The following is a 14,445-nucleotide window of genomic DNA, read 5'->3' on the forward strand; positions in this document are numbered from 1 at the left end:
GGCTGCGTTACCACGCGGGGCGTGGGAACGATCGGTTAACAGCACCGCCTGTAGGTCACTCGAAACTTTCCGTCAACACCCGCAGTCAGCCAATAACATCAGCCAATAACACAGGCTTCACCCTTTACTTATCCACAGGAGCGATCATGGCTGCGATTGCCGACTGGGTGCCCGTTACGCCCAGCACCGCCATCACCCGCTTCACCGTGCTGACGGTGAATATCCATAAGGGTTTCACCGCGTTGAACAGACGCTTCATCCTGCCCGAGTTGCGTGAGGCGGTGCGCAGCGTGGGTGCCGACATGGTGTTCCTGCAGGAAATCCACGGCACCCATGAGCGGCACCCGCAGCGTTACAGCGACTGGCCGAAGATGCCGCAGTATGAGTTCCTCGCCGACAGCATCTGGCCGCAGTTCGCCTACGGCCGCAACGCGGTCTACCCGCATGGCGACCACGGCAACGCGCTGCTGTCCAAATTCCAGATCATCCGCTACGACAACCTCGACATCTCCCAGAGCGGGCATGAAAGCCGTGGCCTGCTGCATTGCGTGCTGCGCTTGCCGGGCAGCGGCCAAGAGGTGCATGCGATCTGCATGCACCTGGGCCTGCGCGAGGTGCATCGCCAGCAGCAATTGCGTTTGCTGGAGCAGCGCATTGCCGAGATTCCGGCTGACGCGGCGCTGATCGTCGCCGGTGATTTCAATGACTGGCGCCAGAAGGCCAACCTGAGCCAAAGCGGGCTCAGGGAAGTGTTTATCGAAGCCCATGGCAAACCGGCGCGCACCTTTCCGGCGCGCCTGCCATTGCTGCCTTTGGATCGCATCTATGTGCGTAACCTGAAGGTGCATAACCCCAGGGCGCTGACGACGCGGCCCTGGTCTCACCTGTCAGACCACGTGCCGCTGTCGGTGGAGATCGAACTATGAATGTCGCCGTGGAACACATTGCCACCGACCAGCCACCGGATGATGCCAAGGCCCGCGACCTGGATTACGGCTGGCAACCGGGCAACCGCATTGAGCTGCTGGAGAACGGCGAGGCGTACTTTCCCGCCGTCTTCGAGGCCATGCGCCAGGCACAGCGGGAGATCCTGCTGGAAACCTTTATTCTGTTCGAAGACAAGGTTGGCCATGAACTGCAAGGCATCCTGATCGAAGCGGCGCAGCGCGGCGTAAAGGTCATCGTCAGCCTCGATGGCTTTGGCTGCGGCGAGCTGAGCCCTGCCTTTCTCGGTGAGCTGGCCGAGGCCGGGGTGACGGTGCAAATGTTTGACCCGGCAGCGAAGATAGTGGGCATTCGCACCAACTGGTTCCGTCGCCTGCACCGCAAGATTGTGGTGGTGGACGCCGCCGTGGCGTTTATCGGCGGGATCAATTTTTCTGCCGACCACTTGGGTGATTTCGGCCCCGAAGCCAAGCAGGATTATGCCGTGCAGGTAAGCGGCCCGGCCGTGGCGGACCTGCATCATTTCGCCCTCGCCCAAAGTGGCCGCCAGGTGCGCACGCGACGCGGCTGGCGACGGCGCCAGCAACGGCCATCGCTGTGGCCGACGCACACCGACGACGGCCTGGTGCGCCTGATTTATCGCGATAACCTGCAACATCGCGATGATATCGAAGAGGCCTATATACACGCCTTGAGCAAGGCGCAAAAACGCGTGGTGATTGCCAACGCCTACTTCTTCCCAGGCTATCGCCTGCTGCGTGAAATCCGCAATGCCGCGCGACGTGGCGTACAGGTGCAACTGATTATGCAGGGCCAACCCGATGTGCTGCTGGCCAAGCTTGCCGCGCGCATGCTGTATGACTATTTGCTCAAGGATGGCGTAGTGATTCACGAGTATTGCCAGCGCCCGTTGCATGGCAAAGTGGCCTTGGTGGATGACGACTGGAGCACTGTGGGTTCGAGCAACCTAGACCCATTGAGCCTGTCGCTGAACCTGGAAGCCAACGTGCTGATTCGTGATCGCGCGTTCAATCAACAGCTGTACCAAAGCCTGGAAACACTGGCGCGCAATCACTGCCAGACCATGCCGGAAAACCGCAAGCCGCGCCTGTGGTTATGGCGATTGACCGTGGGCTTTTTGGTGTTCCATGTCATGCGGCACTTCCCCGCGCTGACGGGCTGGCTGCCAGCACACAAACCGCGCCTCAAGCCATTCGAGAGCCAGGCCCATGAGCACTGAAAGCGGCGGCTCGCGGTTCAAGCGCTGGAAGAAACCGCTGACGTTCGCGTTTTTTCTGCTGCTGATTGTGCTGTTCACCCTGCTCGCACGGCGCATCGACTGGAGCGAAGTGCTGCAAACGCTGGCGGCCTTCAAGCTGCGCACGCTGCTGATCGCCGGTGGGCTGACGCTCTGCAGCTTTCTTGTCTACGCCAGCTTCGACCTGATCGGCCGCACCTACATTCGCCAGGATTTGCGTTGGAAGCAGATCCTGCCGGTCGGGATCATCAGCTATGCCTTTAACCTCAACCTGAGCGCGTGGGTCGGCGGCATTGCCATGCGCTATCGGCTGTACTCGCGGCTCGGGGTGAGCACCAGCAATATCGCCAAGATTCTTGGGCTGAGCCTGGCCACCAACTGGTTTGGCTATATGGCTGTGGCCGGAGGGGTATTCAGCAGTGGGCTGGTGACCATGCCGCCGGGCTGGAAGGTCAGCAGCGGCGCGTTGCAAGGCATTGGCGTGGTGTTGGTGCTGGCCAGCCTGGGTTATCTGGCGGCCTGCCAGTTTGCAAAGAAACGCGCGTGGTCGATCAAAGGCATCGAGATCAACTTGCCGTCGTTGCGCATGGCTTGTTTGCAGCTGGCGCTGGGTGCGTTGAATTGGTCGTTGATGGCGGCGGTGATCTTTACGTTGCTGCCCGCCAAGCTGGACTACCCGCTGGTATTGGGCGTGCTGCTGATCAGCGCGATTGCCGGGGTGATCACCCATATCCCCGCCGGGCTCGGTGTGCTGGAAGCAGTGTTTATCGGGCTGATGCAGCATGAGGCGTCGCGGGGAAGTTTGCTTGCAGGGCTGATTGCCTACCGGGCGATCTACTTTATTTTGCCGCTGTTGGTGGCGTTGGTGATGTATTTGGCGGTGGAGGCAAAGGCCAAGGCGTTGCGGGTCAAGAAAACACCGGCGTGAACGGTGTCGGCAGTTCGATCGCCATCGCGGGCAAGCCCGCTCCCACAGGTTGCAATACATTCCAAGTGTGGGAGCCGGGCTTGCCCGCGATGAGGCCCTAAAGGGCACCCCACTATCGTGACTGAATAATGCTCAACCGCTCCCCCACCACCATCTCGGTAATCCAGTCCACCAGGATCGAGGTGTAGGCCTGCTGCGACACCGGGTCGCTCAACGAATGATCGGCGCCATCGATGATCCGATGGGTCAGCGAATGGGTGTTCTGGCAGGCCGCGCGGTAACTCATGATGGTGGCATGGGGCACGTGGTCGTCGGTTTCCGACTCGACGATCAGCACATCACCGCTGAACTTGGCGCAGGCATGCAGGGCGCGATTGGTCTCGGCGTGTACCAGGGTGCTGCGGTAATCCATCAGGTCGGCCTTATCCAGGTCGCGCTTGGGCTTGAGCCACTCCTGGTCGCGATACAACGCCGGCACGCGCAGCGCCAACCAGCGTACCGGGCGCAATGAGGTGAGAATCGCCGCCAGATAGCCGCCATAACTGGTGCCCACCACGGCCACGGCCGAGGTGTCGATGGCGGGGTGTGAGAGCAGCCGATCATAGGCCGCCAGCAAATCGCGCAGGTTGTCTTCACGGGTGACGCGGGACAAGGGAATGCCGGTGCCGGCGTGGCCGCGCAGGTCGAAGGTCAGGCACACGCAGCCTAAGCCCGCGATGCCTTTGGCGCGCTCCAGGTCGCGTTCCTGGCTGCCGCCCCAGCCGTGCACAAACAAAACGCCGGGGACTTTGGATTTTGGGCTCAGGAAGGTGCCGCTCATCTGTTCGTCGTCAATATCGATCGCAATGCTTTCGCTTCTAGCCGTCATAAGATTTAACCGTCACATACTTGAGAAGAAAGTCGCTGTTTTCGGCCGGGCCGCGATACACCTCAATAGCGTGCGCCGGCAGCGGTTGGTCCACATAGGTCTCTACCGAGGACACATGAATCGCCCGCAGGCCGGGGTTATTGATTAAGCTTTGCAGCGCCGCGACTTCCGCGCTGCTGGCCCCACCCATGCGCCAGGATTGTTCGAGCACGCCACTACGGCGTTGGCCGTCACTGTCCAGGCCTTGGGCAATGTCGTAATTGCGCCGCGAGGCATAGAAACCAGGGTAGGCCTCATCGGCGGCACTGTCGAAGACCTGGGCTTGTTGGATGGCTTCGCGCACATCGTCGGGCAAATCGAGCTCAAGCAGGTCTTCATAACCACCGGGCACCACCAGCAAGGTCGAGCCGCCGTAAACCTCTTCACCGTGCCCGTCCTGGGTGAGGTATTGCTCGCCGCAGTAGCTGATCACGTGATCGCCGATAAAGCTCTGGCCTACGCTATGGGTGGTGACGTCGTGCAGATCCTGCTCCAGCACTACGCCGTCGTTGAACAGCTGCGCCGCTTCGGGTCGCGCCAGTAAAGCCTCGAATGCGTCGAGGCTGTGGATAACATCCTGGCCGCGTCCGGCACAGGCATGCACCGGTTTCATGCGAATCGGCCCGCTGTAGAGCAAGCGCGTGGCGGCAGGCAATGCGTCTTCAAGGGCAAACACGCTGAGCCCGTCGAGAACAACCGTGCGCACACGCTCACAGAACGCTGGCGACCAGCCTTCAGGCGCCGTGGCGTCAGGACTTAGCAGGCCGTGGGTGATCGCTTTGGTACAGATGAATGCGTGATCGACATAACCGCCCCACAGGTCTTCCGGCCCTTTGATATTAAGCGGTCGCGCTTGAGCGGGGCCGACCAGGGTTTGGGTGGGTAACACATACAAGTCGAGACCGGCGTGTAACTGCGGGTCATAGCTGCCGCCGAATTTAAGCCCAAGGATCTGCGCCAGCCAGCGCGCGAGGGCGCGATTGGTTTCGACTTCATGCTGCGGCGCCCCTTCTCTTGTGGAGTGGGCGACTACGCGTTTTTTGCGTTGAATCGGGGTCATGCGTCCCCCTTGGCGATCCTGCCATGTGTGTGCAAGGACGGTTGCATGGATCACGCCAAGGCATAGCTGGGGAGGATGGCCGTTAAATCAAACAGTTACTGACACAGCGATGGCACAAAGCCTGTTTTATTCTGCACGACAGGGGTTTAAACGGACGGTGTTCTGCACGACGCCTCCATCAAAGCAGCTGCGTGGATGGCGACGGGCCAGCTAAGATGCAAGGCACTGCCAACCATCATAAGGACACCCATGGCCAAGCAAGCGCTCATCCTCATCGATATCCAGAACGATTACTTCCCCGAGGGCAAGTGGCCGCTCGATGGCGTGGAAGCCGCGGCGGACAAGGCCGCGCAGGTGCTGCAGGCGTTTCGCCAGGCGGGCAACGCCGTTGTCCATGTGCGCCATGAGTTCACCAGCGAAGACGCACCCTTCTTCACGCCAGGCTCCGAGGGCGCGCACCTGCATGCCAAGGTACTCAACGAGGGTAATGAGCCGGTGGTGCTCAAACACTTTGTGAACGCGTTTCGCGGGACAAACCTGCGCACCGTGCTGGAACAACGCGCCATCACTGACGTGGTGGTGGTCGGCAACATGAGCCATATGTGCATCGACGCCGTGGTGCGGGCTGCGGCAGACCTGGGCTACCAGGTCACGCTGATTCATGACGCCTGCGCGACCCGCGACCAGGTATTCAATGGCCAGGTGATTGCGGCGGCGCAGGTGCATGGCGCTTATATGGCATCGCTGGCCTTTGGGTACGCCAGCGTGGTGTCGACGGATGAATACTTGAAGGCGCAAGCGGCGGCGCAATGACCACCGCTTGTTTGCGGCCCTCAGCGGGTTGCGATGATGAACAGACGCGGAAAAGGCAGTAATACAGTGCCGTCAGCCAGGGCCGGGTAAGCCTGGGTAATACGCGCCTGGTATTGCTGTAGGAATGCGGCTTTTTCGCTATCGGTCAACGGTGCAAGAAACGGCCGCAACGCAGAAGCCTTGAACCACTCCACCACCGCCCCGTGATCGGCCAGCGGGTGTTGATAGGTGGTGCGCCACACGTCGACGGTGCTGCAATGTTTGCTCAGCAGCTCGTAGTAGTAACTCGCGGTGTGCCGCTCATTGTGTTTGACCGCACCAATCTTGGCCGCCCACGGGCCATCTGCCGCCACTTCGCGGGCCAGCCGGTGGGCAGGTTCGTCGAGGTTGTCCGGGGTTTGTACGGCGAGGGTGCCGCCAGGTGTCAGCTGGTCGAGCAGATGCGGATAAAGCGTGGCGTGGTCAGGTAGCCATTGCAGGGACGCGTTGGCGAGGATCACATCGAACTTCTGGCCTGGGTTCCAGGCGGCGATGTCTGCCAGCTCGAAATTCAGTTGCGGCAGGCGCTTGCGGGCGTCGACCAGCATGTCGTCGGAGCTGTCCATGCCCGTAACGTGCGCCTGCGGGAAACGCTCGGCCAACACTTCAGTGGAATTGCCAGGGCCGCACCCCAGGTCGACGGCGCTACGCACATCGGTATTGGGAATGGCCGCGACCAAGTCACGGACCGGGCGGGTGCGTTGCTGTTCAAACATCGTGTATTGCTTGGCAGACCAGGTCATCGCGGCTTTCCTTCTTTGTTAGCGGTGACCACAGCCTAAGTCTTGTGAGCCATGAGAACAAATGCCAGGATTGGCAAACTCCCATACCTTGAAAGTATCCTTATGTTGGAGCTTCGCCAGCTTAAAGCCTTCGTGGCTATTGCCGAGGAAGGCTACATCACTCGCGCTGCGGAACGCCTGGGCATGCAACAACCACCCTTGACGCGCTTGCTGCAGAGTCTTGAAACGCAATTGGGTGTGGTGTTGATGGAGCGCCTGCCCCGCGGCGTGCGCCCAACCACTGCCGGCCTCGCGTTGCTGGACGAGGCGCGTGACATCCTGGCGCGGGCCGAGGGTGTGGCCGACGTGGTGCGCCGTGCCGCCCGGGGTGAACGGGGCCGACTCGCTATCGGCTTTACCAGCTCGGCGGCGTTGCACCCGTTTGTGCCCAGCGTGCTGCGGCGGTTTCGCGAGGCCTTTGTGGGGGGCTCGGTGGTACTGGAAGAAGCGGGAACCGGCGAACTGCTGGACGCGCTGGTGCAGGAAAAACTGGATGCCGCGTTTATCCGCTCACCGCTCAGTGGCACGCAACAGTTGCAGGACGAACCGATCCTGGTGGAGCCGATGCTGCTGGCGCTGCCGACCGATCATCCCTTGGCACTCGATGCGGGGCAGCCGTTACCCTTGGCAGCATTGGCTGATGAGGCTTTTGTGCTCTATCGCCGGCGCGTGGGGCTGGGTTTGTATGACGCCATTCTGGTGGCCTGCCGTGAAGCGGGGTTCAGCCCGCAAGTGGTGCAGGAGGCGCCACGCATGACGGCGACCTTGAGTCTTGTGGCTGCGGGGCTTGGCGTCTCCATCGTGCCCGCCTCCATGCAGCGGCTGCGCGGCGATGGCATTATTTATCGCGAGCTGATCGAGTGCCAGAGCCTGGTGGCGCCGTTGCATTTGGCCACGCGTATTGGCGACAGCTCAGCGGTATTGCGCAGGTTCAAGGAGATGGTGGTCACAGCGGCCGCGACAGAGGCTTGATCACAGGCATTAAAAAACCCCCGAGACTTTCGCCTGCGGGGGTTTTGCACGTTCCGGGCCTGGGACCTTAGAATGGGGGTACCGATAAAAGCTTTTAACAGATTGATCAGCAAAGACTTTTCCTGAACTTATCGCGTTTTAGACCCAATTTTGTAAAGAAAACCTAGGAGAAATCAAGATGATAGATCGGCGTGAGAAACTGTAAACCTACCATTTTCTCCCTCTGTAAAGATTGAGACTTAGACGCCAAACACGAAAATTGCCTGAAAAAGGCACTGATAAAACTTACTCGTAAAGCTTCGTGTAAAGCAGCAGTACGGCCATATGGCGGCAAAATGAGGGCCATTGAGGAGACAGCCAAACGGTGTCATCATCTGGCCATCAATCGGACAGGGATTTCTACGATGACGCCTTTCGGATCAACCGACTTTCAAGCCATTAGCGATGCGCGCTTCAATGGCTGAGCCTGCTCTTCTCTGCCGCCATACCGGGCAGCAGATACCCTATCAAATTAACCAGGGGTTGGTTCCCACCTATGTGCTCCAGTTACAGGAGCAGTGGGAGGCCGAGAAAACCAAGATCGTGCGGCAGCTCTTGGCTGACTTCCCAGCGGCTGCTGCCGACCGGGATTTATTCTTTCAGCAGCTACCAAGCTATGGCCTATCGGATATCGGATGGCGGTGGCTCGACAAAGCCATGGTTTTAAACACCGACGAGTATCACTGGTTTTTTCTCAGTGCCCAAGGACGCATCCAAGCGACTTGTGTGATCTACCATCCGAAGGAAAGCCGGATGGATGGTGAACGAATTTTCTATGTCGATTACGTAGCATCAGCGTACTGGAATCGAGATCGTCCGAATTATGTGAAGCAGTTTGGGAGCGTCAGCCGGATCCTGATAGCCCACGCTGCGCGCTTTGCAATGAATTCCCTAGGCTACCGACCAGGGTTCTGTCTGCATTCGCTTCCGACAGCCGAAGGCTACTACCGATTCCTCGGAATGGTTGAGTACGAAGCGGACGCCGACAAGGAAAACCTTCGCTACTTTGAGGCTCCCGCTCACGTTGCTGGGAAATTAGCTGGGGAGGCGCATCATGTCTGATGTCCCAAATGGCATCCCAGAAGATTTCGAGGTCTACCCATCCTCGCGGGCCGCTGCGGAGGACTTCACGGCAGCGCTCACAAGTCTGCGGCAAGCGTTGAAGCCAGCCGATGCTAAATCGCATGCACGACCTGGCGAAGCGTATGAAGACTTCATCATCCGGCTTGCCCTCAACGCGACCAGCAGTAATGCCGTGCTCTATCGAAAGAATGACTCCGCTGAAGAAACCAAGATCCAAGCTTGGTTGTCGCTGATCAGCGAGAAATCTAAGATCGCCGTCTTGAGCCGAGTCATCCCTCGGTTCCAAGGTTTGAGCTTAGAGCAGCTTCGTGAAATCGCGCTTATCAGTATGGAACCTGACCGCATCACCACTCTTATCGATCACTTAGCCAGCGTTTATGGGGTTCTCTTGGTGGTGGAGCCTGGTTTCAAGTCTATGAAGATGGACGGTTGTACATTCAAACTCTCGGGAGGTACACCGGTTGTGGGAATAGCGATTCGATACAATCGCTATGACAATTTCTGGTTCACGCTTATGCATGAGTTGGCCCATGTTCATAAGCACTATGACTACCTAGATAGTCCTATCCTGGATGACCTGGAAGAGGATGCCGACTCTGATCGGGAGGTCGAGGCAAACATCATTGCTAAAGACAGCCTGATTTCCAGGCAGTATTGGCGGATGGCTTGGAATGTTAGGGCTGAAAAAAGACAGTTACTGGATCTCTGTGGTAAAGCAGAAATTCACCCGGCTATCATGGCGGGTATGATTCGCCATCAGTCCAGAAACTATAAACTTTACCCTGAGCTGCATCACAGCATGGACGTTAAACGTGCTTTCGGGTTCGCCAATGATTAAGTATGTTCCATTTCTGAAGTTCAAGCAGAACGAAATTCAAGGCGTAGGAGTGCTCGATGATGCGATTCGTAATCAGATCGCACCAATGTACGACATTCCTCGCTCTCAGAAAGTAATGACTGAGACGGAGATTCTTGAACGTCTTAGAATTGCGGATAAGACTCTAAAGGCCACGCAGAAGGAAACGGTAGCCTACAAGTTTTTTGTCGACAATTTTGATGTCGATGACAGCATCGATTTGGGCGGTGTTCCCCAATATCGCACTATCCTGAATAAACTTTCACATTACCCAATCATGCCTGTTCTCGCTTTTGATCGTCATGCGGATCATAACCTAGCTGCCCTCGATTTCATTAAGTCACGGCCAAATTCTGAGGTTGGGATTCGGCTACAGATGGTGGACATTGATAGCTATAACCTTACGAAAAGCAACCTGCAGGCCCTGTGGGTTGACTTGTCCGCTGCCAAGCCTCAGTCAGTGATTTTGCTAATTGATTTGCGCATCATCGATGACCCTATTCATGCCAAGAAAAAAGTAGAAAAGTTCCTAGCTGGGTTCCAAAAAGATTTTCAGGTGACTGCTGTTGTCGTGAGTGGCTCAGTCGTTCCGGCCTCAATTGCGGGATTGGTCAAAACCAACGCTGAAGCTCATATAGATCGTGAGGAGTACAAGCTCTGGCGAGCTCTTAATTCGACCCCTGAATTCGACAAGGTTTTGTTTGGAGATTACGGAATAATTAGTCCGGAATATTCTGATCTGGATATCGAACCAGAACTGATAAGCGGCATGGCGGCCCCTAAGGTGTTCTATACCTACCACGAAAAATTCTTTATTGTTCGGGGAAGGCGGTTCAAAACTCACAAATACAGCCAATACTTTGATATCTCGGATAACATTGTTAGACAGGCTTTCTTCAGGCTTCCAGGGGACTCGTATGGGGAGCAATACATACATGACCGTAGCTTCAAGGCTGCGGTACGAGCGCCCAAAACGGGCAACCCTGGTACGTGGATCAAATGCTCAACGGCTGCTCACATCACATTCGTTGTCAATAATATTTGAACGCCTTTCCACGAGGGCGCTTTGGATTCCTGCCAAGGCGTCGTCGCGGCTCAGCTGAAAACTGATCTGCTCTGCAATCGTATCTCGGTTGAACGACTTTTTGAAAATAACCCTTGGATGTGCAGTTGCCAGGGCTGTCAGTTCTGCCTTCCAAAGCATAAGAAGTGCATCTTTCTTAGAGAACATGGGGTTGCTACCCGCTTTGCGGAGATAGCGTAAGGTTGTTCGGTCTTTTCCAGGTGCGGCGAGAATCACCCCCCAGTAGGTTGGAATTCTCTCCATCGCAAATCTAATATGATTTTCAGTGGTTACTAAGGTCAACTTAGGGAACGACCGAGAGTAAAATTCCGATTGCAATAAAACGCGTCGAACGTTGTCAGTTTCGCCTTTTATCTCGTAGCAATGCATTTGGCGGTAGCACGCAACCACATCAGCAATAGCATTACCATTATCTATGGTGAGCTCTTCGAGCACCCGAGCAGGTCTTGGCGACCGCTTCATCAGATGGTCAACTAAAGCGCTTCGAATTTCTTTATCTCTGAGCACTCTGAGCTCCAGGCGGATGCAAACGCAAGATTTTAGCCTATGAGCTCCTCGGTTGGGAGTGTGATCAGTCTCGGTATTGCCCATTCCGACTGGCGACACCATGCGGATTGCAGGACGCTCTAGCAGTGTCGCCTGGATAAAGGACTTATCCAAATGAGTGAATCTCTAGGTCGTGCACGGTGGCCCGGGGTACGTGGTTACTCATTATGCGGGTTGGTGAGATGCCATGGTTTGGGCGTGCCCCTACCGGGGGCGGCTGTCGTAAACCAAGCCCACACGCAAGCGTTGGTCTTGGCGGTTGAAGGCTTACATCCGCACGTCACGCGCTCCGCTTATAGGCACTCGCGCAACAGGCCAAGCAAGCCCGACACGCGTCTGCCTACCCTCCACAGAGACCTGAATGAAGATCAGGGTTAGGGTCGCATCACCCACGCGTTTTCTTGCGATCTCGATACATTGCCAACCCTAAAAGCTCCTCGGAAAACTGTTTATGCACCCTCTCACGAATCGAGTCCTTACGGGTTTGCATTGCACTCGAAAGATGCTCGACCGTAAATTCATACTCCCCATAGCCTTGCGAGAGTTTTTGCATGGCATCCGAGATGGCAACAATCGAGCATGCCAACTGCCGACAACCTTCAGGGGATGCTGCATTCCACGCAAAACGCGGCGAATAGCGGAGCATGGTATGGCATGACACCAGCTTTTCTATCGCAGGCCGTAACGTCAATCTATCCTGCGAAAGCTCCAGTATCGGCTCTGGCGAGTACCAAAGCCATTCGTCCACAGTTTCACCCACCAGAGGATTGATGAGCGCCTGAAAAGACTCGTGAGGGCGCTTGAAAAGGATTTCAGAGGCGGTGTCTGAATCTGTGAAAATCCGCATCCCTTTGCCCATCGTCTCGTAGGTAGCAGCCCGTGTCACAGCATCGCCAACAATGAAGGCACCAATAGAATGATCGATTTTGTTAGGCTCGTGGACATCTCCAAATGCAAGCCCCCCGCGACATAATAAACCCGCCTCAATTGCTTCGTGCATCAAGAAGCGTCCCGCATCCGTTACCGCGCATATATCTTCTGACCAAAGAAATGCACAATCAGATAGTTGCGCCAGCTTCACCGCCTTAAACCGTCGGCCTGTTCGCATCAATGCCTTTCGAAAGGCCAACAAAATCTGCGCAGCGAGCAGTTGATGTGGAAATTTTCCTCCAGGCTTAATTTTCCATGGCATGTATTCTGACTCGGTCAGCTTGAGCCTCCCTCGAGTAAGGGCGCTGAATCCGAGCATATCTACAAACAGCACCGCTCCCTGAAAACTACGCATACATTCTTTCCTGCATTCTTGTGTTTTTGATAATTTGAGCGACCGATCTGGCGCAACATCACGCTCCAAGGCGGGCCTCAAATACTCTGGTTGGTCAAAACCCCAATGCTAGCCACTCCTCGAGCTAGACGTCTTCTGAAGTAGCCTAGGATTAACGTCAACCAACAGTTTTTTTGGATGTCATCTCCTATTTCCCTCCGCCGAATACAGGAACACGATGGACTCTTATTTGAATGCGACGCTGGGCACGTTCTTCACCCCACGTATGGAAATCAGGCTATTCGACAAAGCAGAGAAATTTGCTGGGGACACTGCCACGAACGGCAGCGTGCTCACGTATTTTCATGAACACGTCCACTACTTCCAAACGCTATTCACTGGCTATGGACACATCCAGTGGAGCAGCTATCGACAAGCCACGGGATTCACTCACAGGATGTGGGAAAAGCTGCGCCAAGCCATGGGTGCACCAAGAATGCCCTTGTCTAACTGCAACACCCGACCGGACATCCACCAGTACGCCCAGTTTCTTGGACAGGTCTTTGCAGAGCAGAATAAGCTCAGCCAAGCTCGTTTCGTTAGCATCCCTGGCATCAAGACTTTAGATGCTCTCAAGCTGGTACTCATCAAAGAGCCATGGCAAATCAATCCTGTAATTGAATCAGCGAACGGCCAGCGAGAGCTCTGCACGAAGGATATTTTGGAAGGTCACGCGTTTTTTCTAGAACGTTCCTTCGCGGAAAATCTGCTCTCATTTCCTGAAGCCGCCGCTTGGGTCAGAGAAGGGATACCTGACGTCTACACTGCTGCTTACGACTGGTTCATTACGGAGTGCGGGCAGAACACCAGGAGTCTTTTCCCAGTCATCTGCGATCTATCACTGCAGATCAGCTGGAAACCCGTGAGTCCAACCACAGCTCATGAATGGCAAGCATCTAACCCTTCGTGGCGATTTTATCTGCTTACCAAGGCACTAGCTGCTGCGCCGGAAATCGCCGCCGAAATGAACAGCGATTGGAGTAAAAGCTACCTAGCAATCTGTGATCGGCTGCTGCACGCATGTAATTTCATAGGTCTCAGCCAAATTCTGGCAGAACGGCTTCAAGCGCTCTTGGATCTCGAGCAGTCCCCTGGATTATCCCCAATGCAGCACATCATGAAGAGGGCAATGGAGCAGAGGGTTCAGCAGCCCTGGATATCGGTGAACCCGATACAAAACACTGCAGAGCTCGAGATGCTATTTAATGAGTTCCGCATACCCGCAGTATTGGTCGAAGGGCGGTACCAATCTCAATCAACCCTTGACGACGCTGTCGTTACCGAATTGATAGGCGAGCTCCACTTCCAAGCGTTCATGGATCAATTGCTCGGCAACCCATCTTCATTCGCACGCAACACTAACAGCCTTGAATGTGGATTCGCGAAGTATGGGGTACACAATGGCTGTCCTCACCAGGTTAGTGGCGAATGCATCGGACGCTTTGATCCGAAAGAAGGGCTACCTATGCCCATGCTCATCGATGAACATGGAAATATCGATGGGTGTACTTTTGGTGCGTTCTTCAAATTCTCTGGCATGAACGTAGAGGATCTGGTCGTTGATTACGATGCAAAATTCTTGAAATGATTTCCTCCATCTCCAATGGCAGATAACCATCATCTGCACGCCCCTCGGTGACACATGAAATCAACATCTGCTTGTGAACATTGAGTATCTGCAAGGACTTTTGCCACCAGGTCACCGTCCGGCCAAGTCACATTTCGGCGCCAGAGGTCAACGACACGCATAGGGGGCAGGATAAAACCGCAAAAGACAGACAGCAGCGCGGGTCAGAACAGGACGGAGCA

At 56.0% G+C, this 14,445-nt stretch carries 14 protein-coding genes; 9 read left to right on the top strand and 5 right to left on the bottom strand.

Going from position 1 to position 14,445, the window contains the following annotated elements:
- Positions 1-146 precede the first annotated feature (146 nt).
- From HX790_RS17130 to HX790_RS17140, 3 genes are read left to right on the top strand one after another with little or no spacing between them, the layout of a single operon-like run.
- Positions 147-926 (top strand): endonuclease/exonuclease/phosphatase family protein, encoded by a 780-nt coding sequence (locus HX790_RS17130; RefSeq protein ID WP_017135979.1) that lies wholly within the window; start codon positions 147-149, stop codon positions 924-926.
- Positions 923-2,185 carry a cardiolipin synthase ClsB gene (gene clsB, locus HX790_RS17135; RefSeq protein WP_017135978.1) on the top strand — a complete coding sequence of 421 codons (1,263 nt, stop codon included), beginning with the start codon at positions 923-925 and terminating at the stop codon, positions 2,183-2,185. Before HX790_RS17130 ends, clsB begins: the two co-directional genes overlap by 4 nt.
- Complete coding sequence (locus HX790_RS17140) at positions 2,175-3,131, top strand: lysylphosphatidylglycerol synthase domain-containing protein (RefSeq protein WP_017135977.1); 957 nt, start codon at positions 2,175-2,177, stop codon at positions 3,129-3,131. Before clsB ends, HX790_RS17140 begins: the two co-directional genes overlap by 11 nt.
- 112 nt (positions 3,132-3,243) lie before the next feature.
- Here the strand turns inward: HX790_RS17140 and HX790_RS17145 are convergent, their stop codons facing one another.
- Positions 3,244-3,999 (bottom strand): S9 family peptidase, encoded by a 756-nt coding sequence (locus HX790_RS17145; protein WP_017135976.1) that lies wholly within the window; start codon positions 3,997-3,999, stop codon positions 3,244-3,246.
- Complete coding sequence (locus tag HX790_RS17150; RefSeq protein ID WP_176991813.1) at positions 3,989-5,098, bottom strand: DUF3182 family protein; 1,110 nt, start codon at positions 5,096-5,098, stop codon at positions 3,989-3,991. Before HX790_RS17150 ends, HX790_RS17145 begins: the two co-directional genes overlap by 11 nt.
- Before the next feature lie 249 nt (positions 5,099-5,347).
- Between HX790_RS17150 and HX790_RS17155 the strand changes: the two genes are divergently transcribed.
- On the top strand, positions 5,348-5,911 hold the full coding sequence (locus tag HX790_RS17155; RefSeq protein WP_099547544.1) for a cysteine hydrolase family protein: 564 nt from the start codon (positions 5,348-5,350) through the stop codon (positions 5,909-5,911).
- Positions 5,912-5,931: 20 nt separating this feature from the next.
- Here the strand turns inward: HX790_RS17155 and tam are convergent, their stop codons facing one another.
- Positions 5,932-6,693 carry a trans-aconitate 2-methyltransferase gene (gene tam, locus HX790_RS17160; protein ID WP_017135973.1) on the bottom strand — a complete coding sequence of 254 codons (762 nt, stop codon included), beginning with the start codon at positions 6,691-6,693 and terminating at the stop codon, positions 5,932-5,934.
- A gap of 102 nt (positions 6,694-6,795) precedes the next feature.
- Between tam and HX790_RS17165 the strand changes: the two genes are divergently transcribed.
- From HX790_RS17165 to HX790_RS17180, 4 genes are all read left to right on the top strand, one after another.
- Positions 6,796-7,704: a LysR family transcriptional regulator gene (locus tag HX790_RS17165; protein WP_176991814.1), complete on the top strand. Its 909-nt coding sequence runs from the start codon at positions 6,796-6,798 to the stop codon at positions 7,702-7,704.
- A gap of 456 nt (positions 7,705-8,160) precedes the next feature.
- The gene (locus HX790_RS17170; protein WP_256349317.1) at positions 8,161-8,805 is read left to right on the top strand and encodes a hypothetical protein; all 645 of its coding nucleotides are present in this window, start codon (positions 8,161-8,163) and stop codon (positions 8,803-8,805) included.
- Positions 8,798-9,664: an ImmA/IrrE family metallo-endopeptidase gene (locus tag HX790_RS17175; RefSeq protein ID WP_176991816.1), complete on the top strand. Its 867-nt coding sequence runs from the start codon at positions 8,798-8,800 to the stop codon at positions 9,662-9,664. The genes HX790_RS17170 and HX790_RS17175 overlap by 8 nt, the downstream gene beginning before the upstream one ends.
- Complete coding sequence (locus tag HX790_RS17180; RefSeq protein WP_369683593.1) at positions 9,639-10,727, top strand: hypothetical protein; 1,089 nt, start codon at positions 9,639-9,641, stop codon at positions 10,725-10,727. The genes HX790_RS17175 and HX790_RS17180 overlap by 26 nt, the downstream gene beginning before the upstream one ends.
- Here the strand turns inward: HX790_RS17180 and HX790_RS17185 are convergent.
- Both HX790_RS17185 and HX790_RS17190 read right to left on the bottom strand, forming a co-directional pair.
- Entirely contained in the window at positions 10,686-11,273 is a 588-nt protein-coding gene (locus tag HX790_RS17185) for a sce7726 family protein (RefSeq protein ID WP_160042024.1), read from the bottom strand. The genes HX790_RS17180 and HX790_RS17185 overlap by 42 nt on opposite strands.
- Before the next feature lie 424 nt (positions 11,274-11,697).
- Entirely contained in the window at positions 11,698-12,597 is a 900-nt protein-coding gene (locus tag HX790_RS17190) for a hypothetical protein (RefSeq protein ID WP_176991817.1), read from the bottom strand.
- A 217-nt stretch (positions 12,598-12,814) separates the two neighbouring features.
- Here HX790_RS17190 and HX790_RS17195 point away from each other — a divergent pair, with 217 nt between their 5' ends.
- Positions 12,815-14,224 carry a hypothetical protein gene (locus HX790_RS17195; RefSeq protein ID WP_256349318.1) on the top strand — a complete coding sequence of 470 codons (1,410 nt, stop codon included), beginning with the start codon at positions 12,815-12,817 and terminating at the stop codon, positions 14,222-14,224.
- Positions 14,225-14,445: the final 221 nt, after the last annotated feature.

It is taken from the genome of Pseudomonas sp. IPO3747 (genome assembly GCF_013385245.1).
Taxonomy (GTDB): Bacteria; Pseudomonadota; Gammaproteobacteria; order Pseudomonadales; family Pseudomonadaceae; genus Aquipseudomonas; species Aquipseudomonas edaphica.